The 21,775-nt window shown below is 60.9% G+C and carries 10 protein-coding genes and 1 pseudogene; 10 read left to right on the top strand and 1 reads right to left on the bottom strand.

The features are described from left to right. Window positions 1–56: 56 nt before the first annotated feature. From F0311_RS17215 to F0311_RS17185, 7 genes and pseudogenes are all read left to right on the top strand, one after another. Entirely contained in the window at window positions 57–1,268 is a 1,212-nt protein-coding gene (locus F0311_RS17215; protein WP_150463189.1) for a CaiB/BaiF CoA transferase family protein, read from the top strand. Window positions 1,269–1,337: 69 nt separating this feature from the next. Continuing rightward, window positions 1,338–2,345, top strand: a complete 1,008-nt coding sequence (locus F0311_RS17210; RefSeq protein WP_150463188.1) for a MaoC family dehydratase — start codon at window positions 1,338–1,340, stop codon at window positions 2,343–2,345. Window positions 2,346–2,380: 35 nt separating this feature from the next. Beyond that, a complete protein-coding gene (locus F0311_RS17205; RefSeq protein ID WP_150463187.1) occupies window positions 2,381–4,102 on the top strand; it encodes a thiamine pyrophosphate-binding protein in 1,722 nt (573 codons plus the stop codon). After that, window positions 4,099–5,292: a CaiB/BaiF CoA transferase family protein gene (locus F0311_RS17200; protein ID WP_150463186.1), complete on the top strand. Its 1,194-nt coding sequence runs from the start codon at window positions 4,099–4,101 to the stop codon at window positions 5,290–5,292. Before F0311_RS17205 ends, F0311_RS17200 begins: the two co-directional genes overlap by 4 nt. Next, window positions 5,292–6,005 carry a GntR family transcriptional regulator gene (locus tag F0311_RS17195; protein WP_150463185.1) on the top strand — a complete coding sequence of 238 codons (714 nt, stop codon included), beginning with the start codon at window positions 5,292–5,294 and terminating at the stop codon, window positions 6,003–6,005. The genes F0311_RS17200 and F0311_RS17195 overlap by 1 nt, the downstream gene beginning before the upstream one ends. Beyond that, complete coding sequence (locus tag F0311_RS17190) at window positions 6,002–7,474, top strand: xylulokinase (protein WP_223881455.1); 1,473 nt, start codon at window positions 6,002–6,004, stop codon at window positions 7,472–7,474. Before F0311_RS17195 ends, F0311_RS17190 begins: the two co-directional genes overlap by 4 nt. A gap of 49 nt (window positions 7,475–7,523) precedes the next feature. After that, window positions 7,524–8,015: pseudogene (locus tag F0311_RS17185) on the top strand (acetyl-CoA hydrolase/transferase C-terminal domain-containing protein); the annotation flags it as partial. Between the two features lie 227 nt (window positions 8,016–8,242). Here F0311_RS17185 and F0311_RS17180 read toward each other — a convergent pair. Then, complete coding sequence (locus tag F0311_RS17180; protein ID WP_191090012.1) at window positions 8,243–8,569, bottom strand: helix-turn-helix domain-containing protein; 327 nt, start codon at window positions 8,567–8,569, stop codon at window positions 8,243–8,245. A 267-nt stretch (window positions 8,570–8,836) separates the two neighbouring features. Between F0311_RS17180 and F0311_RS17175 the strand changes: the two genes are divergently transcribed. The 3 genes from F0311_RS17175 (at window position 8,837) to F0311_RS17165 (ending at window position 21,407) form a co-directional block, all read left to right on the top strand. Next, window positions 8,837–11,398 (top strand): LuxR C-terminal-related transcriptional regulator, encoded by a 2,562-nt coding sequence (locus F0311_RS17175; protein WP_191090011.1) that lies wholly within the window; start codon window positions 8,837–8,839, stop codon window positions 11,396–11,398. Next, window positions 11,398–14,133 (top strand): LuxR C-terminal-related transcriptional regulator, encoded by a 2,736-nt coding sequence (locus F0311_RS18855; RefSeq protein ID WP_150463182.1) that lies wholly within the window; start codon window positions 11,398–11,400, stop codon window positions 14,131–14,133. The genes F0311_RS17175 and F0311_RS18855 overlap by 1 nt, the downstream gene beginning before the upstream one ends. Window positions 14,134–14,558: 425 nt before the next feature. After that, window positions 14,559–21,407 (top strand): DUF7507 domain-containing protein, encoded by a 6,849-nt coding sequence (locus F0311_RS17165; RefSeq protein ID WP_191090010.1) that lies wholly within the window; start codon window positions 14,559–14,561, stop codon window positions 21,405–21,407. The last annotated feature ends 368 nt before the right edge of the window (window positions 21,408–21,775 follow it).

The raw sequence follows: 21,775 nt of genomic DNA, 5'->3' as shown, positions 1-21,775 counted from the left end.
GCATCCCACTCTTTCGATCAAACCCGGCCCCTGACCATAAGGAGACAACAAAACTGATGACCTATCCAGCCGGTACCCCTGAGGATAAACCTGAACCGCTCAAGGGTATGCGAGTCCTAGACCTCTCGCGTTTCATCGCAGGCCCGCTTTGCGGGCAGCTCTTGGGCGATATGGGAGCCGAGGTGATCAAACTGGAACGACCCGGCGGAGAGGATGCACGCCAACTGGGTCCCTTCGTGGACGGTATGAGTCTCTACGTCATGAGCTACAACCGAAATAAACTCGGCATGACGCTGGACACGCGGTCACCCCAGGCGCTGGGGATCCTCGAGGAGCTTGTCGCCCACAGCGACGTGCTGGTGGAGAACTACCGTCCCGGCACCCTAGAGAAGATGGGGATTGGCCATGAGCGGCTGCGCCAGATCAACCCGCGCTTGGTGGTGACCTCGCTCTCGGGCTTCGGTCAGACAGGTCCGATGGCAGGGCGGGCACTTTTCGACGCGATCGCCCAGGCGATGTCGGGGCTGATGACTCTCACCGGAGAACCGGAGGATCCGCCAACTATGGCCGGAGCCTTCATCGCCGACTACCTCACCGGGGTCTTCGGAGCTCTCGGCACCACTACCGCTCTGCTGCACCGAGAACGCACCGGCACCGGTCAAGTGGTCGACGTCGGCTCCCTCGACGTGCTGTTCTCCTCCCTGGGAACAGCGCCCAGCGCCTATGCCAACCTTGGTCGGCAGTCCCGACGAACCGGCTCCAGGGACGAGCTCAGTGGGCCCGCCAACCTCTTCCAGACCTCCGACGGCTGGGTCTACATGCATGCCGGCACCAACCCTCTCTTCCGGCGACTCTGCGGGCTGATAGGCGCTCCTGAACTTGCCGAAGGGGAGTGGGGCACCATCGCCGGCCGGATGGCGGACATCGAGGCAGTCGAGGACTGCGTGCAGCAGTGGCTAAGCAGCCTCACCACCGACCAAGTGGCCGAACTGTTGGAGGAGGCCGCAATCCCCTTCGGCCCAGCCCTGACTGTCCCGGAGGTGGTCGAGTTGCCCCAGCTGGCAGCCCGCCAGATGCTCGTACCTGTGCCGCACACCGGGATTGGCGAGGTCACGCTGACCGGCATGCCGGTCAAGCTCAGCGAGTCCCCCGGGGTCATCCGGCGCGGAGCGCCTCAGGTGGGTGAGCACAACAGCTACGTCTACCAGGAACTGCTCAGCCGCAGCGACGAAGAGTTCGTGGCACTGCGCCAGGCCGGGGTGGTCTGAGCCAGTTGACACAAATCAATGGAATACATCAGAATATGACTAGTTGTCTAGACGAATTAGGAGCGAGTGATGCGAGAATCTCATCAGCTGTGGCGGGATCTCATCGATCCCCGGCAGCTCGGTGGCACCGAGGACCCGGACGCTGGGCTCAAGGAGCCGGTGTTCGAGAGCATTGAGGTTCCCGAGGACTTTGGCCCGGTGCAGTTAGTTGTCGATGAGCACAAGATCAAGCGTTTTGCATTTACCCAGGACGACTATTCCCCCTGGCATCTGGAGTCCAGCCCTTTTTTTGATGGAGCAAGGATTGGGCACGCAGCCCTATTGGCTAATGATCTGTTGCAGTTATTCACCCTCAAGTACGCCGGCAGCAAAGTGGTCGGCTATCACACCGAGGAGCAGATGTGGTTTGATTTCCCGGTCAGATTGGGCGAGACAGTCACCTTGCAGGGACGCTACACCGACGCATACGTCAAACGAGGCCAAGGGCACGTAGTCATGGAGGCTCAAGCTCTCGGTGAGGACGGTCGCAGCCTGATCCGTCACCGCGGAGTGGAGATTATGCGCACAGTGCCTGGTGAGATCGCTGGGCGGGGCTCCGCTAAACCTGCTAAGCGTGTGACCGGCGAGATCCCCGCCGGCGCCAGAACCATCACCCCGGGTGAACCAGACCCACGAAGTGGGGATGTGCTGGAGCCGCTTGAGAAGACTATTGCCGCAGATCAGGCTGCAGTCTTCAGCCGAATCGGTGAGTACGTAAAGAACTTCCATAACGACTTCCGCATTGCTCGGCAAGGGCAGCTCAGGGCCCCGGTTGTCCAGGGACTGCAGATCTACGGGGTGCTGACCGAACTGCTGGTGGGGCACTTCGGTCAGAGCTTCTTCACCTCTGGATGGATGCACACCAAGTTTCTGGCGCCCCTGGAAGTCTTCGAACCCTTCAGCTGCACAGGACTTATCACCTCAGTTACCAACGGGGCAGAGAGACGGCACATCGACCTGGAGGTATGGGCTCGCCGCGCATCCGACGACCGGATGCTGTTGGCCGGCTGGGCGTCCGTCACCCTTCCCAACCACTGACCATCTTCCCTAACACACCCAAAGGAACATCACTTATGACTACAACACAGAAGACCGGTGGACAGCTGGTTGTTGATATGCTCCGGTCGCTGGGAGTCGAATACGTCTACGGCGTCGTCGGAGGCCAGACGCTAGCCATCACCGATGCCATCATTGACGCCCCCGACATCGAGTTCATCCACACTCGCCACGAGAATGCCGCCGCAGTAATGATGGACGCCTACGGGCGGCTGACTGGCAAGCCCGCGGCCTGTATCTCCACGACCGGACCTGGCGCTACCAACCTGATCACCGGGGTCGGGGGCGCTTACCGGGACTCTAGCCCAGGGTTTGTCATCACCTGCAATAACAACGGTGAGAACATCCATAAAGACGATGCGCAGAACGCCGACCACGTAGAGCTGATCAAACCCTTGGTGAAATACTCCCGGCTGGTCGCGCATGCCTCCTCAATCAAGCAGGCGATGGAGGAGGCCTACATCAACGCAGTCACCGGTAATCCCGGCCCTGTGCACCTGGACTTCGCCCGTGACACTATCGAAGGCACTGTAGAGGACCCACCTGCGGTTCCCACGGTTCACCCCAGCCGTTCCTGGGTTTCTGAACGGCCCTCTACCAACCCGGTGGCGCTGGCCCGGGTGACCGAGACGGTCCTGGATGCTGAGCGCCCTGTCATCTGGCTGGGCAATGGCGGCAATCGCGCACATGCCTCCGAGGAGGTGCTGGTCCTTGCTGAGGCGCTCGCCCTTCCAGTGGTGACAACCTTCAACGGCATCGGAGCAGTCCCCACCACTCATCCATTGGTCTTTGGCGCTGTCAGTCGTATGGGTACGGCTCTTTCCCAGCGCATTTTGGAGGAGTCCGATCTGGTGCTGGCTTTGGGCAACAGCCTCAACGCCGTCTCAACCGGACGGTGGAAGCTGAAACTACCACAGGTGGTCCAGGTCGATGTAGACCCCACTATGATTGGGCGGTACTACTCAGAACTGACCGATGGACTAGTTGCCGACCTGGGATCCTTCTCCCGTGACCTGCTTGTCGCCGTTGGCTCCCGAGCCGAGCAGGCGAAGGCTAGCCGCCGGCAGTGGATCCATGACCTTACCGCTGCTCGCAATACCTGGTGGGAGCACAGCACCCCAGCCGAGGAGAATCCCAAGTCTCCGCTCTCTCCGGCGGACGTGGTTCGGGCTCTTCGTGAGGTCAGCCCTGAGGACACTCTGCTGATCCCCGATGCTGGGAACCCCGGGGTCTGGTCTTTCCTTTGGGACATCACCCAACCCGGCACCTACATGAAGCCTGTCGGTTTCGGGAACATGGGCTTTGCTCTTCCCTCCGCCATCGCCACCACCTTGGTAGATCCGGAACGTCCCATCCTGGCACTCATCGGCGATGGTTCTCTTGGCATGAGCCTCGGTGAACTGGAGACTCTGGCCCGAGTAGGCGGTAATGTCTGCATTGTGGTGCTCAACGACGCCAGCTACGGCAATATCCGGCAGGAGCAGGAGCTGCACTTTGACGGACGTACTATCGGTGTGGACTTTGACCCAGTGAACTTCGGCATTGTCGCGCAGGGGATGGGAGTCGCCGGGGAAGTCATCGGGAACCTCTCCGATCTGCGCCGTCGGGTCGAGGAGTCCTTCGGCGCTAAGAAACCTGTGGTGTTGGACGTTCCCATCGACCGTGATGCCAATGCATGGACCTACCCCGCTTTTGTGAAGAAGGAGACCACCATTCCCGACCTGGTGGAGCAGAAATGAGCCCCGCAGCCGCAGTCCTTGACGGCATTCGGGTTCTAGATCTCTCCCGGTTCATCGCTGGTCCCCTCTGCGCCCAGATCCTTGGCGATTTCGGTGCGGAAGTGGTCAAAGTCGAGCGTCCGCGCGGTGAAGATTCCAGGCACCACGGACCTTACTATCGAGGTGAGAGCGTCTACATGTTCCTCTACCACCGGAATAAATACGACGCCAGCCTCGACACCAGGCATCCCTTGGCGCTTGGAGTCCTGGAGAAACTCGTCGAATGGGCCGACGTTGTTGTGGAGAACTATCGGCCCGGGACCCTGGAAAAGATGGGCCTCGGCCACGACCGGATGAAGGAGATCAACGAGGATATTATTCTGGTCTCCATTTCCGGATTCGGTCAGACAGGTCCGGATTCTCGTCGCGCCCTGTTCGATGCTATCTCCCAGGCCTCCTCCGGGCTCATGAGCATCACTGGCGAGCCAGATGGAAAACCGACACTCTCAGGAACTTACATCGCTGATTACGCTACTGGGTACCAGGCTGTGATTGGAACTCTGTTAGCGCTTTTCCACCGCCAGCGCTCAGGTGAAGGACAACTGGTCGACGTCGCCTCATTTGACACGATGTTCTCGGCTTTAGGCACTCGCCTGATTGCTGAGTTGATGCTCGGAGAGAGCATGCCCCGCAGTGGGTCCCGGGACCCACTGACCGCACCGGTCAACGTCTATGAAGCAGCAGATGGCCCCATCTACATTCAGGCGGGAACCTCTTCTTTGTTCCCTAAACTCTGTGCTGCTATGGGCAGGAGCGATCTGGCTGACGATCCTCGTTTTGCTACCGTCGAGGGCAGAATGAGGCATCAGGACTTCCTCGAACAGGAGATCGGAAAGTGGGTGGCCGTGCGCAGCAGAGAAGATGCAGCCCGCGCGTTGGACGAGGTGGGGGTGCCATACGCGAATGTGGCGAGTGTGACCGAGGCCGCAGCAACCCCTCAAATCGCAGCCAGGGACATGATTGTTGAGGCTGAGCACGCACGGTTGGGCACCATCCGCATGCCAGGCAACCCCGTGAAGTTGGAGAAGACACCGGCCAGAGTGGAGAAGGCGCCCCCACAGGTCGGAGAGGACAGCGAGTACGTCTACCGGCAGCTACTGGGGCTCAGTGATCAGGAATGGGATCGTCTGCGTGAGTCGGGAGCGGTCTAGTGCCTCGTGCTCCGCGTTACCGGGTAATTTACGACGACATCGTCTCCCAGATACGGGACGGTCGTCTCCCTGCAGGTGCCCAACTTCCCAATGAAAATGATTTGGCACGCCGCTATGGCGTGAGCCGGATGACCGTCCGGCAGTCACTAGATATGCTCGACGCCGAGCGTTATGTAGTGCGACGCCAGGGGAGCGGCACGTTCGTGGCCGAACGGCGCTCCGGGCGGCATTTGAACCGGCTGCAGTCATTCGGTGATGAATTGGCGGCCGATGACGTAGACGTCACCAGCGAGACTATCCACTTCGAGGAGTATCCCGTCCCACCCGACATCGCCGACCTTTTCGGCATCCGCGCCGATGATATTGCTCATCGTGTGAAGCGCATTCGTAAGGTCGGTGGGGTTCCTGCTGCTCTGCAGGATGCTTGGATCCCCTACGCTGTGGCACCAGCGCTCACCCGTGAGTCGCTACTTGAAGATTCCCTGTACCGCACTCTGACCGGACGGTACGGAGTCGAACTGAGCCATGCCGACCAAGAGCTCACTGCCGTCGGGCTGAGCGCTGACCACGCTGCCCGGCTTGGTGCTGAGGAGGGCGCCCCAGCGCTGGAGTCCAGACGCATAACCTACGCAGCTGACGGCAACGTTGTGGAGCGAGTTACCAGCTGGACGCTCCAGGAGTTCCCGCTTCTGCTGAGAATCGAAGCCCAGTGACAGAAAGAACTGCGAACCCCATCTATGCAGATTCCACCCCAGCAGTTGGACAAATATTAGCCCTGGACATCGGCACCTCGGCGGTACGAGCAGGGCTGGTTGGCGCCGACGGAAGTATCCTTGCATCCTCCCGGGTTGACCGGCACGGGGGCGTAGGGGGCGGTCTTTTCGACGCTGAGGAACTTTACCGCTGCGTGCTGAATACATTGCGAGAGGTTGCTCCCGCCGGTACCCCGCGGGCTCTGTCCCTCTCCGCCCACATTGGTACTATCCCGGTTGACCAAAACCTCAATCCCCTGGACCAGGGCGGAGGGTGGTCCGACTCCCGCGGATTGGATGAGTTCCAGCAGCAGGATGAGTCTCTGCTCGCCTCCGTGCTGGATGAAGCGGGCAGACCGCGCAGTACCGGGGGAGCGCTCGCTTACGCACTGCAGGCCCGCCGACGGGAGGATATCAACCACCGTCTCCACGCACTGCTTTCCCCCAAGGACTTCGTGGTGGCTAGGCTGACCGGGCAGATCCTCACTGACACGATAGACGCCGCCTACACCCTGGCTTCTGCAGTGCGCTGCCGCACCTGGAACCACGGCGCATTAGAACAGATGGGGCTCGACCCCTCAATCTTCCCGCCCCAGACCGAACCCCTATCGATCATCGGTGAGCTCAGTTCAGAGGCTTCCCACCGGACTGGCTTGCCACAGGGCCTACCTGTGGCCGCAGGTGGTCCGGACGGGTCCATCGGTATCGCGGTGCTCTTGGGGGACCGCAGAGACCGTATCGCCGATATTGCCGGAACCACGGACGTGCTTGGGCGGCTGATTCCCGATGAGACGCACCAGCCTCAGGGCACTATGCTTAATCCCGCCGTGCTCCCTGAGCTCTTCGCAGCGGTGGGAGCGACTGGCCTGACAGGCGGAGCGGTGACGCACTGGCGCGGGCTCATCGGTTCGGTGGAGGCTGAAGAAGTCATGGCGCTCCCCCCTGGAGCGTGCGGGCTGAAAGTGCTGACCTCACTCACCGGTGCCCGGTTTCCTCACTGGAAGCCCAAGGCGCGCGGTGCAGTGCTCGGCCAAGGCACGGATCATGGTCCGGCCCATCTGCTGCGTGCTGTGCATGAATCAGTCGGGTTCACTGTTCGCGAAGCCATCGATGTCCTCGACCCTGACCAAAGCCTCCCGGTGGTGCTTGCCGGTGGAGTTTCACGTTCCCGGCCCGCCCTGCAACTGCGCGCCAATATCCTCAACCGGCCTCTCATGGTCCAGCGGGAGCCTGAGATCACTCTGCTGGGTGCTGCGGCGGTTGGTTTCGCTGCGATAGAGCCGGCTGCGGAATACACCACGATCTGTTCAGCGTTACTCTCGTCAAATGATGAGGTCCTTCCACAGCCGCAGACCGCAGAGGACTACGCGCAGCTCTATGATGAATGGCGAGATATGCGAGACGCCGTGGAATGTCTCCGGGAGCTCTGAGGATTTGGGTACTCCCCGGACGTAACTTTCTAGAGTCTGCTGATCCACGCGGCCCCAGGAGATTTCCAACCATCCTGAAGTGATCCGCCGGCTGGGGCTGATCGCTATCAACGGGATGGTGGAGGCCGATATCTACGGCAATGTGAACTCCACCCACGTGATGGCCAGCTCCATCATCAATGGCATCGGCGGCTCCGGTGACTTTGCCCGCAACGCGTATCTGAACTTCTTCGTCTCACCCTCCACGGCCAAGGGCGGCAGAATCTCTGCCATCGTGCCCTTTGCCAGCCATATCGACCACACGGAGCACGACACTCAGATCCTGGTGACTGAGCAGGGGCTGGCTGATTTGCGCGGACTCTCACCCACTGCGCGGGCTCGGACCATCATCGGCAACTGCGCCCATCCTGATTACCGGGACAGGCTGCAGGACTATCTGGACCGGGCGCTGGCGGAGAATCCGACGGGCCGCCACACCCCGCACCTGCTGGCCGAGGCGCTCTCCTGGCACCAGTCCTTCCAGCGCATCGGCCAGATGTGAGAGCTGCTGGCACTAAGGCGTACCTGATAACCCGACGCCCTAGCCGGCCGGAACTTCTGGAGGATGCCGCCGCGGTCGGGGAGATGGAGCTGGCTCAAATCACCACCGGCGGCCGAGCGGGCTTTTCGCTGGCCTGCTCAACCACGAACATCTCACCGACGACGCCGAGCTCCTTGGTGCTATGAATCCCGTCTGTGGAGTCTGATAGAGCTCTTGGGTGCCGGTGCTTAGGTGCCCTGTGGGTGCTCCGGTGATGACGACCGGTGTCCCTCTTCTGCTTGGGAGCCCGAGTAGTCGATCCGCAGCGGCTCGATTAGGTGTCCGATGTCGATGGTCAGTGCCTTTGCCAGGTTGAGCAGGACGCCCAGTCGGGGGTTCGCCGGGGACTTGGTACGTCCGTTGCTGAGTCCACGCTCTAGCAGGCTCAGATGCTGCAAGGATATTCCTGCCTGCAGAGCGACTTTCTCCTGGGACCAGCCGAGTTCCGACCTCGCTGCGCGCAGACGGGCACCGAGTATGCGGGATTGCTGGGGCGTGGGGTGGGGATGGGACACCTCCATTACTTCACGTCAAGAACGTCGTCTTGTCTTCAATGTATAGATTAAATAAGATGTGAGAGTAACTCGACGATGAGGGCGGTTCATCTGGTGATGAAGGATTCTGACGTACTTTCGTGCGACATCTGCACGATGGTGCGCTCATCGGCTGGCTGCGATCGCGTCTGAGGTGGGGGCGTGGAAGTAGGGGACAGCAGCCGAGGTGGCATTATCATGAAGTCAAGTCAGCCTTCCAGTTTCCATGAAGGATCTTCCTTGAGTTCCTTGAGCGAAACTGCAGAGTCTATGACCGGTGTTCCCCGTGTGCCGGAGGGTCTCATCCTCCGTGATCGTCTGCTGTCCGCCTTCGCGGAATCCCCGCTCACCGTGTGTCGCGGGCCGGCCGGGAGCGGAAAGACCACAGCGGTGGCTCAGTATGTGCAGGCGAATCCGCCGCTGGGCGTGTGGCTCTCTGCAGGCTGCCCGGCATCCACCCGGCGCAGTCTGTGGGTAACTGCTGCCCAGATCGTCGCTGGACAATCCCCACGTGCAGCTGACTTTGCCGAGGCGCTGGGGAAGGCCCCTGATATGCGAGCTGCCCTGGTGCAGCTCTTCATCGGCGCTGAGACAGAACTGCTGGTCATTGACGATCTGGACCGCTGCGAAGATGCCGAGCATGTTGCCGAAGATGTCTTCCATCTGCTGCGGACCTGTCCGAGACTGCGGATCATCGTCACCACTCGCACCCGAGGCTATCTGGAGGGCGGCTTGGTGGGCGCAAGAATCGGTAGGACCATTATCAGCCCGCCGGCTCTGCTGCTGACTCCGCAGGAGTCGTCGCGGATGATAGCCGCAAGTCTCGGCGATCACAGCTTTGGCGGTACTCTTCACGAAGCCTGCGGTGGTCACCCGCTGCTGTTGCGCGCCATGATCATGGGCATGCAGAGCCGGGCAGCAGGAGAGACTGTCGCACAGGTCGCTGCCAGAGTAGTTGGTGATGTGCTGGGCAGTATGGATTCTGAGTGCCGCAGCTTCATGCTACGCACTTGTGTGCCCGAGGAGTTCGACCTTCAGTTAGCCGGGGAACTTTCCGATGCCGACGATCCGCAGAGGATCCTGGAGACTTTGGAAAGAGAGGGAATCCTCACTCGCGCCGAGCGCTGCGGTGACCCACTGTGGCATTACCACAGCGCCTTTCGGCAAGGACTGATGGAGCACGCTGCTGAGTCTGCCATCGCTCAGCGCCCGGCCCGACGCATCACCGCACGATGGTGCCTGGAGCAGGGCAGACCCCAGGATGCTGTGATATACGCGGTGGCCGCTGAGGACTATGACCTTGCCTCCGAAGCTCTGCTGGCAGATGGCATGCAGCTGATTGGCGAGGGCAGCGTATTCGACGCGTGCGCTCACCTGAAGCCGAAAGAGGTGAGGAGATACCCGCTGCTCGCTTTCGCCATTGCCATGGGCTGTTATGCGCGGCGAAGCCGCCGACTCACCGCCCAGGAGTACTTCGAAGCCACAGTGGCAGGCTCCAGACGGTTGGTCGGCCGTGTAACCGATATCGAGGCAGCGGCGCTGTGGACCGTTGAGGCGATCTCGCTGAGACTCAGCGGGAAAGCGTCTCAGTGTGCTGCTCCAGCGCGTCAGGCACTGGAGCTTTTCCGGGAACAGCAGGGTGATCTTTCTCTGCTCAGCGACCAGATCGGGTGGCTGCGACTGGAGAATGCCCTGAGCCTGGTCGCTGCCGGCAACCTCACCGAAGCATGGGAAGTCCTTGACGAGAACATTGCTGTGATAGAGACTCTGTCGCCTGCGGCGGCGTTTCAGACTCTGGGTGCTGCCGCATATCTGCGCGCGGCTGCGGGCGATCTCCCCGCAGCAGGTGTGGCTATTGAAGAGGCGGCCCAGCTCAAGGTGCCGGCAAGCGTGTTCAATGGCCCTCCGGGGGCGCTTTACCGTTTGGCACGTGGACTCATCGCACTGGAGTCCTTTGACACCCGTGCAGTGCGCGCAGAGGTGCAGGCACTGGCCCCTCATCTGCAAACCACTGAGTTCAGGGCCGAGTTCCTGGCCCTCGAAGCGTTGGCGGACCTGGTTTCTGGGCATGTGCCCCACGGGTTACAGCGCATTGACAGGTATCTGCGACGCCATCGGCGAAGCAAGGTCTTCGCCGATGAGTCGAAGACTCTTGCGCCCGTGCGGGCCGTTCTGCACCTAGCCGAAGGCCACGGTGTACGGGCGCGGGCGGTACTCGAAGAGCTACCTGCCGAACCGAGTTGCTCTTTCGGGCGGCTCGTGTGCGCTTTGGCGGGGCATCTTGCCCATGACCGCGAAGCAGTCAACCTGCTGGTGGGTTTCGACTTGGCCGAGGCGTCTGCTCGTCAGGTGGCATTGGCCCATCTGATCTGGGGCGCAGCAGCACTTCGGGGTGGTGAGATAGAGACTGCGTTACCTCATGTGCACCATTTGTTGGCTGTAACGGTGGAAAGTGGGGTACGTTCCCATCTGATGTTGCTGCCGCGGCAGGAGCTGGAGGACCTTCATGACCTGGCGATCAGTTCGGGGTTCGACAACGCTGAAGTTCTCAGCGGTGAGCGAGTGCCAAATGTTATGCCCCTTAGCAGGTTTGTGCCTGACTTGACCCAGCGTGAACGCGTGGTCCTGCACGCCCTTGCCCGCCATCCCGAGGTCGAGGGCATCGCTGATGCGCTGGTGGTCTCCCGCAACACCGTCAAGAGTCAGTTGCGCTCATTATATCGGAAGCTGGGAGTAGTCAGCCGGGGCCAGGCATTGTCGGTGGCCCATGTTCACGGCTTGCTGCAGGGCCACCGGGAAGTGCTCCGCTGATGCAAGATTTCGAGGCGGGAGCCTCTGATGCCTCTGCTATCCCGCATTTGGGTCCAGCCCAGCCGCAGTACTTCTCCCCGCGGCTGCCGGCGGTGCCCCATGATGTGCCGGACCGTCCCCGCCTGGTGAGGCTTCTTGAAGACAGCGTTACCGGCAGTGGTCTGGTGCTGATGGTTGCCGCCGAAGGCACCGGCAAGACTACGGTGGCCGCCCAGTGGGCTAGACAGCACACACAGCGGCCCGTGATCTGGCTCAATGCCGAGGATTCCGGCGGCAACGGGTGGGACTTCTACGTCGATCTTGTGGACGAGCTTGAGACTGCTCAGCTGCTGGACGAGGACGCGAAGAATCTTGGCGGAGCATGGGCCCCGCGCCCGCTGCGCCGGATGGGAACGGTTCTTTCTCGGCAGCTGCAGCGCCGTGCCGCGGAGGCGGTGGTCGTGGTGGAGCGGGCTGACCGGTTGACGGAGGAGGCACTGGACCTCATCAAGACTCTGGCGTGCCGCAGGACGTTGCGATTCGTTCTGCTGGCTCCCTGGCTGGATGAGGATTTCATCTTCGATGTTCAGGACGACTTCCACGTCCCAATGATTGGTGACGCAGATCTTGAGCTGACCGAGGCGGAGATCCAGAGCTCCTTGGAGCTTGCGGGTTTGGCCATGCCTGATGGGGAGGTGCTCCGCGGGATCTCCTCCCCACTGATGCTGCAGGCGATGGTGTACCGCGCTCGCGAGCAGCGGGATTCGGTCATTACCGCTGAGACTGCGCAGAACGTGCGGCAACAGTTGAACCTGCGGCTGGTGCGGCGGCTGCTGGCTGAGAGCACACCAGCTCAGGACCAGAGACTTCTGCTGCGGCTGGCGCTTCCTCCCATGCTCGATGAGCAGCTCACTGCAAACCTGCTCGTCATGGATGCCTTCGGAGCCAGGAGGGTCCTGCGGCGCCTGCGTGATGCTGGGCACGGCGAGTTCCACGAGGGCGGCACCTTTTACCTGGATCCGGCACTGGTGGAGGGTCTGCGGGAACTCGCTCTGGAACGTATCCAACCGGCTGAGCTGCGCCGTGTCTATGTGACCATATCTGAGTGGTGTGAGCATAAGGGACATATTCGACAGGCCTTGCTGCTTGCCGACCGCGCGGGGTCATGGGAGCGGATTTCCGCACTGACATTGCTGCACTTCAACGAGCTCCAGAATGTCGCTAGGGAGGAGCTTACTCGTATCCTCGATCGGGCCTCCCCCGAGCTGATACGGCAATGGCCCTACCTTGGCTGGTTCCGCTTGGCGCTGCTGGCCGGTCGTCCGGAGACCACCATAGCCACCTTGACTGCCGTGGGGGATCACACTCTGTCTATGTTGGATCCCGAGACCCGGGGGCTGCATCGTCTGATGAACCAGACGGTCGCATTCGCCTATCACTATCTGGTCGGCGATTTCCACCATGCCGACGAGATCATCACCGAGTTGTTGCCTCGCGTCGAGGGACGCGTCGTTCGGGGTGAGGGCTTGGAGGTCCCGCAGGACCAGCGGTTCGTGGTGCAGGCAGCCCAGGTCTGGGTGGTCAAGGCGCTGCGGCAGTTTGCGGCCAACACCAAACTGTTTCTAGGTCACTACGCCGACGCATTGGGGCTGATCGAACCGATCGTTCAACCGTTGACCGACGAACAGGCGCGCTTCAGCTGGCGCAATCTCCACAGTGCCGGTATCAAAGCCTTAATCCATGCAGGGTCTGGAAACATCAATGCCACTCGTCGGGTGCTCAACTGGATCCACTCCTTCGATCTGCCGCCAGCTTGGGACGAAAGCTATTTCGGTGCTCCTGCCTGCATTGCCTCCGCCTATGTCTCTCTGGCGGATCGGCGGCCGCAAACGGCGGCGGCCGAACTTGACCGTCTCAAGCATCATCAGGGCAGCACAGAGTATTGGGCTTTTATTCTTGATATCCGCGCACGGCTCGCGCTCTACTTCAAGGAGCCTGGCATAGTGAGTTATGTCGCTGCGGAACTTTCTGCACGCGGTGACCGCCCGCCTACCAGTCCATACATGCAAGTCCAGCTGCTCACCCGGGCTGCTGCGGTCGCTTTCACCGCCGGCGCTCTGGCTACTGCGTCGAAGTATCTTGACCAGGCTCGGGAGACTGACTACCCGGGACGGCCCGGAGTGAGCATTGAGCGAGTGGCCGCGGTGCTCGCTCTGTATGAAGAGGACTGGCTCAAAGCACGGGACATTGCGGCAGAAATCCTGGAGAGTACCTCGATCACCCTGCGGGAGGAGATCAGTATGAGACTCTGCTGGGTCCAGGCAGAACTCGGCCTCGTCGAGGAAGGTTACCCGAATGCTGACAGCAAGATTGCTGGGCGGCAGTTTGTGACTGCGCTCGCTCTGGCGGATGAATGCGGTTCGCCCTACGACATCATGGTCATTCCGCCGCGCTGGTTGACCGGATTGCTGCACGAGTACGCACCGGATCGCCATGATCTAGCTGAGGCGATGCGAGGTGAGGACGAGCGGTCATCTCCCGAACCGCTCCAAGACGTGCAGCTCACCCACACAGAACATCGTGTGCTGGACGAGCTCGTCAACGCCGAGTCCCGTGCGGCTATCGCCCGTAGGCTGCTCGTGTCTGAGAACACGGTGAAGACCCATCTTCGGAGAATCTACCGCAAGTTGGGGGTGCGTTCGCGAGCTGAAGCGCTTGAGCGCGCCTATAGCAGCGGGTTACTCCACTCAGGGTAGACGGGGACCCCTAGCTCGTGGGGTTATCACCCTCAATCTCAAAGGGTGAACTTCAGGGTGAAAAGCCGGCGTATAGCTTCAATTCGGCAAATTTGCAGTTTTAGTTGAGGAATATTGGGCAGCGGATTAAGCATGCCCGGCCGGCGCCCAGCTTGTTCCAGGTCAAAAACCAGGAATCAGGGCAGTTCTTTCAGCTGATGTTCAGGCTGGAGCGTGCTTATAGGCCAATTCGTTGTTTTCAGGTTCAGATGAATGGAGTCTCTATGACGCCCGGTAAAGGACAAGAGCAGAGGTCGCTTAGTTTTGTCGTGCGATTCTTCAATGTCGTCACAGTGTTCTTTCAGAAGGCCCGGAGACGCGGGCGACAGAGCCCTCCGTCCCGAACCATGGGGCGTCGCGTCGCCGCGTTATTAACAGCATGCCTCATGGCAGTCACTACCGTTGTTACGGGGGTTCCAGCTGCGCATGCTCAGCCCTACACCAATCCGCCCCTGCAACAGCGGTGTGAGCAGAACCTCGCAGTGACTGTGGACCTCTCCGGTTCGGTGTCAAACAACCAGCTGAACACCGCCAAGCAGGAGCTCACTGCGCTGGTACAAGACCTTGCCAATTATCCGGTCAACATATCGGTCCACACTTTTGCGTCCCATTCTCCAGCTTGGGCAACGACCAATGGGCCTGGTGCTAACGCGATTCTGCCGCTCACTCCTACAAGCACCGAGCAGGGAAGGCAAACCCTCACCGACCACATCAACGGCCTGGTAAAGCCTACTAATCCGCGCTTCTGGACCAACTGGGAGGCGGGGATCTACACGCCCCACCAATCGGATGAATACTACGATGCGCTGCTATTCGTGACAGACGGCGAGCCCACCGCAACCGGGGTCGGGAACAATCCGCAAACAAACGTTTCCAATACAACGGCGCTCAATGCCGCAATACCCCGCGCCAACGCGTTGAAGGCGGGGGGAACCCGCATCATAGGCATTGGCGTTGCTGATAATTTGAGCAACCCGCAGCTCTTCGTCAACAACATTTCCCAGATCACTGGTCCTGTTGAAGGTTCCGACTACTACATGTCCGGCTTCGAAGACCTCCGGACCACTTTGGTTGACGTTATTAATGAGAACTGCGCCGTCATTTCGCTGGACAAGTCCGGTGAACTTGACGGTGGAGCTTACGGCCAAGCCGGTGACACAGTCACCTACACGTTCGACATCGCCAATGAGGGAGAGTTCACTCTTGCGGACATTGATCTGGTGGATGAGCTCGAAGGGCTTTCAGATATCGTCTACGGCGACTGGCCAGGAGCCCCCGGGGTGCTCGAAGCGGGTCAGTCGGTTAGTGCCACTGCCAGCTATCAGCTGACCGAGCAGGACGTATTGAACGGATACGTGGACAACTTCGCTACAGTCTTTGGTGTGCCTCCGGTGGGAAGTCCCGTCACTGACACAGATCCGGACCGCGTGGAGATACCAGAGTTCTCACCCTCAATCGAGCTGTCGAAGACCGGCTCACTTGCTGAGGACGCCGCAGGAGTCGTTGGCGATGAGGTCACCTACACCTTCACCGCGACCAACACCGGTAACGTAGACCTCTCCGGGGTGGAGATCACTGATGACTCCCTCCCCGGCCTCTCTGAGCTGACCTATGACTGGCCCGGTGAAGAAGGAGTGCTCCTGGTCGGAGAATCGGTAAGCGCGACTGCCACCTACACACTGACCCAGTCAGATGTGAACAACGGTTCAGTGTTCAACAATGCGGACGTGATCGGCAATCCACCGACGGGCCCACCTGTAGAAGACGAAGACGATGAGACCCTACTGATCGAGGGTAACCCCAGCATCTCACTGACGAAGAACGGTGATCTGGCCGACGACGCCACCGGAGTAGCCGATGACATCGTCAACTACAGCTTCGAGGTCACCAACAACGGCAACGTCACGCTCACGGGCGTGGGCATCACTGATCCTCTGCTCGACGACGCGGACTCCGAGATTGTCTTCGGCGAATGGCCAGGTGAGGTTGGTGTCCTAGAACCTGGTCAGTCAGTGACCGCCACCGCGAGCTACCTGCTGACCCAGGCTGATGTGGATGCAGGCCAGGTGGACAACACCGCGACGACCACTGGTAATCCGCCTGCTGGAGACCCCGTCTCCGACGAGGACTCCGCCTCTGTCGAGGTGCAGGGCGATCCGGATATCACCATCGTGAAAACCGGTGAACTTACTGATGGGTCCGAAGGGGTTGAGGGCGACACCGTCAGCTACACCTTCGAGGTGGAAAACACCGGCAATGTGACCCTGACCGGAGTCGTGATTCACGACCCGCTGCTCAGCGATGAGCCGCTGCAGATCGCCGAGGAAGCCTGGCCCGGCGAGCCTGGTGTGCTAACTCCGGGCCAAACCGTTGAGGCCACAGCAACCTATACCCTGACCCAGGCTGATGTGGACGCTGGTCAGGTAGACAACACCGCCACCACAGAAGGCGCCCCACCGAGCGGTGATCCTGTCGAACACGAGGATGACGAGACGGTCTTCATCGAAGGCAACCCGAGCATCTCACTGATCAAGAGTGGTCTGCTTCCCGCAGACGCTGAGGGTGAGGCTGGAGATGTGGCCACCTACACCTTCCTCATCACCAACACCGGCAACGTCACACTTTCTGCCATCGAGTTGGATGACGACTTGGAGGGCCTCTCCGAGATCGAGTTCGAAGAGTGGCCCTATGAGACAGGTGTGCTGGCTCCTGGGGACTCGGTGAGAGCCACCGCCACCTACGAGGTCACCCAAGTTGACGTCAACAATGGTGGAATCGACAATGAGGCCACAGTGACCGGGACCTCTCCGGTCGGCGAAGAGGTTGAGGACGAAGATGAGTACAACATCCCGCTTCCCCACCAGCCAGGGATCTCGTTGGACAAGATCGGCATCCTCGACCAAGATGCCATCGGAGTCCCCGGTGAGATCGTTACTTACACCTTCATCGCGCAGAATACGGGCAACGTCACCTTGACCGACGTCACCATTGACGACCCACTGCCGGGCCTGTCCGCTCTCGAGTACCTGGACTGGTCGGGTGAGGAGGGTGTCCTCGACCCAGGTGAGACCGTCACCGCGGAGGCGACCTATGCCCTGACCCAGGCCGATATCGACGCTGGCGAGGTCGAGAACACCGCAAACGTTGTCGGCACCACACCTGAGGATCAGACCGTTGAGGACGAAGACAGCGTGACTGTCGTCGTTCCACAGGCACCCAGCATCGGACTGGAGAAGACCGGCACACTGGCTGATGCTAATGAAGGTGGCGTGATCACCTACGAGTTCACCGCGACTAACACAGGCAACGTCACCCTGAGCGAGGTGACGATTGAGGACGAGCTGGAAGGGCTGTCCGAGATCGTTTTCGCAGATGATGCATGGCCGGGTGAAGAAGGCGTGTTGAGCCCGGGGGAGTCGGTGACCGGCACTGCAACCTATACGCTGACTCAGGCTGATGTCGATGCTGGTCAGGTGGAGAACACCGCCACCACCGAGGGCACTCCGCCCAGTGGTGATCCTGTGGAGGACGAAGATGACGAGACCGTCACTGTTCCCGCGGAACCGAATATCGGCATAGAGAAGACCGGCGCTTTCGAAGAGGGCGCCCAGGGTGAGGCCGGCGATGATGTCGTCTACACCTTCGAGGTGACCAACACCGGCAATGTCACACTCACCGGTGTTGAGATCAGTGACCCACTGATCAGCGACGAGCCGCTGACGATTGACGAGGATGCCTGGCCGGGTGAGTCCGGGGTGCTTGCTCCGGGTGAGTCGGTGACTGCCACGGCGTCGTACACCCTGACTCAGGCCGATGTGGATGCCGGTGAGGTGGAAAACCTCGCCAGCACCACCGGCAACCCGCCGACCGGTGATCCCGTGGAGGATGAAGATGAGCACGAACAGCCCATCCCGCAGAATCCTGCCATCGACCTGGTCAAGACAGGTGAGCTGACCGAAGGTCCCGACAGCATCGCTGGTGACCCAGTCGTCTACACCTTCGTGGTGACCAATACCGGTAATGTCACCCTGACAGATGTGGGGATCTCCGATCCTCTGCTGGGTGAGGATCCGGAGATTGTCTTCGGTGACTGGCCGGATGCAGATCAGCCGGGAGTTTTGGTTCCCGGTGAGTCGGTGACTGCCACCGCGACCTATGAGCTGACCCAGGACGATATCGACGCCGGCGAGGTGCCCAACACCGCGACTGCCACCGGAACTCCTCCTGGAGATGACGAAGAGCCTGTGGAGGACGAGGACGAGGAGATCGTTGAGATCAATCGCCTTCCGGACATTGACTTGAACAAAGTTGGTGCGCTGGATCCTGAGGCCGAGGGCATAGCCGATGACCTTGTGACCTACACCTTCACCGTCACAAATACCGGTAATGTCACTCTGACCGATGTCAGCATTGACGATGAGCTGGAGGGTCTGTCGGAGATCGCCTATGGTGAGTGGCCGGGCGAGTCTGGGGTGTTGGCTCCGGGTGAGTCGGTGACTGCTACGGCGTCGTACACCCTGACTCAGGCCGATGTGGATGCTGGTGGGGTCGACAACGACGCCACCGCCACCGGAACGCCGCCTGGTGATGAAGAGCATCCGGTTGACGAGGACGATGAAACCGTTCCTGTCGAGCCGGGACCGCGGATCTCGCTCGACAAGATCGGGTTGCTGGACCCACAGGCGCCTGGCGCGGCTGGTGATGTGGTGACTTACACCTTCACTGCGACCAATACGGGCAACGTCACGTTGAGTGAAGTGTCAATCAGTGATGAGCTGGAGGGCCTGTCGGACCTCGAGTACCTGGACTGGCCAGGCGAGACCGGTGTCCTGGCACCGCTCCAGTCAGTCACCGCGACCGCGACCTACGAGCTGACCCAGGCTGACGTGGATGCTGGTGGGGTGGACAACTTCGCTGAAGTGACCGGCACTCCGCCGACCGGCGACCCGGTCGAGGATGAGGACGAGTACACGGTGCCGGTGGCCAGCAGCCCTGACATCGAACTGGAGAAGACCGGCTCGCTGGACGCCGGTGTCAACTCTGCTGCCGGAGACCTGATTTCCTACGAGTTCACTGCGACTAACACTGGCAATGTCACATTGTCTGATGTCAGCATTGACGATGAGCTGGAGGGTCTCTCGGAGATCGCCTATGGTGAGTGGCCGGGCGAGTCTGGGGTGTTGGCTCCGGGTGAGTCGGTAACTGCTACGGCGTCGTACACCCTGACTCAGGCTGATGTGGATGCCGGTGAGGTGGAGAACCTCGCCAGCACCACCGGCAACCCGCCGACCGGCGATCCCGTGGAGGATGAAGATGAGCACGAGCAGCCGGTCCCTCAGTTGCCTGCCATCGACCTGGTCAAGACAGGATCGCTCGACGACGACGCCGATCAGGTTGCCGGCGAGATCGTCACCTACACCTTCGAGGTGACCAACACCGGCAATGTCACGCTGACCGATGTTGCCGTGAGTGACGAACTCGAGGGCCTCTCTGAGCTCAGTTATGGGCAGTGGCCCGGTGAGTCCGGGGTGCTTGCTCCGGGTGAGTCTGTGACTGCCACGGCGATCTATGAGCTGACGCAAGCTGATGTGGACGCCGGTCAGGTGGAGAACACCGCCACGACCACTGGTACCCCACCCACAGGTGAGCCTCCGGTGGACGAGGACGAAGAAACTGTTCCCGTGAACGCTGAGCCTCAGATCTCCCTGGTCAAGGAAGGCACTCTGGAACAGGGCCCGAACTCACAGGCCGGAGACCTGATTTCCTACGAGTTCACTGCGACTAACACTGGCAATGTCACATTGTCTGATGTCAGCATTGACGATGAGCTGGAGGGTCTCTCGGAGATCGCCTATGGTGAGTGGCCGGGCGAGTCTGGGGTGTTGGCTCCGGGTGAGTCGGTAACTGCTACGGCGTCGTACACCCTGACTCAGGCTGATGTGGATGCCGGTGAGGTGGAGAACCTCGCCAGCACCACCGGCACTCCGCCGACCGGCGATCCCGTGGAGGATGAGGATGAGGACATTGTCATCGTTCTCAGCAATCCGCAGATCGACCTGGCGAAGTCAGGTGGACTGACCGGTGAGGCAGAAGGCGAGGCCGGCGATGAGGTCGAGTACACGTTCATCGCCACCAACACCGGAAATGTCACTCTGACCGATGTCAGCATTGACGATGAGCTGGAGGGTCTCTCGGAGATCGCCTATGGTGAGTGGCCGGGCGAGTCTGGGGTGTTGGCTCCGGGTGAGTCGGTGACTGCTACGGCGTCGTACACCCTGACGCAGGCTGATGTGGATGCCGGTGAGGTGGAGAACACCGCCACCGTCATTGGCACGCCGCCAAGTGGTGAGCCTCCGGTGGACGAGGACGAAGAAATCGTCTCCGTGGAAGGTGATCCGCGGATTTCGCTGAGCAAGGTCGGACAGCTCGACCCGGAGGCTTCGGGCGAGGTTGGCGATGAGGTGGACTTCTCCTTCACGGTGACCAACACTGGCAATGTCACATTGTCTGATGTCTCGGTCACGGATGAGCTGGAGGGTCTCTCGGAGATCGCCTATGGTGAGTGGCCGGGCGAGTCTGGGGTGTTGGCTCCGGGTGAGTCGGTGACTGCTACGGCGTCGTACACCCTGACGCAGGCTGATGTGGATGCCGGTGAGGTGGAGAACCTCGCCAGCACCACCGGCAACCCGCCGAGTGGCGAGCCTCCGGTGGACGAGGACGAGCACCTGCACCCGCTGGCTGGAGAGGCCTCCATCGATCTGGTCAAGACGAGTCAGCTCGAGGAGGATGGCACCGGCAATCCGGGAGACACAGTGGAATACACCTTCACTGTGGAGAACACGGGCCAGGTGACATTGACTGGGGTCTCCATCACGGATGAGCTGGAGGGTCTCTCGGAGATCGCCTATGGTGAGTGGCCGGCTGAGTCCGGGGTGTTGGCTCCGGGTGAGTCGGTGACTGCTACGGCAACCTACGAGCTCACGCAGGATGACGTCGATGCTGGGGAGGTGGAGAACACCGCCTCAGTGACCGGCACCCCGCCGACTGGTGAGCCGGTCACCAGCACAGATGGAGACCTGCTAGACCTGCCGGACCCCGGTCCCGAGGCCCCCTCAGGTCCCGGCCTGGCCATCACCGGAGCCGCCATCGGCGGACTGGTCGTGCTGGCACTGCTGCTCCTGGTAGCTGGCACCGCAATTGTCCGGAGGACGCGAGCCCGCCAAGCTCAGCTGTAGTTCTCCGGCACCATGACAGGCAACGGCCTGCTCGCGCCTCCCCCCGGACGCGAGCGGGCCGTTGCCGCTTCTGGTTAAGAACGGCACAGAGCCCTTCCAGGGCGTGCCCGGGCACAACTCTTGCCTGATGCATGGTGCCGTGGGACCACCCGACTGAGCCCTGCTCACTCACAGGGGTTTGCGATATAAACTGCCGCAAGGTCATCGCGTACATCATGTGCTCGCCAACTCGTCGGTCTATCAGACACGCTGTGAGTCTTGAGGTAGCTGGTCTGGGACTGGCTGGCGAGGATGGGAGTTGGTCGCTTCATTCCGGTCGTGACTCAAGACACGCTCGGCCACCTATCCGGGGTGCCCTGCTAGGGATC

This window comes from Nesterenkonia ebinurensis (genome assembly GCF_008711175.1).
GTDB classification, from domain to species: Bacteria; Actinomycetota; Actinomycetes; order Actinomycetales; family Micrococcaceae; genus Nesterenkonia; species Nesterenkonia ebinurensis.
This window is presented reverse-complemented; position numbering and strand designations above follow the sequence as displayed.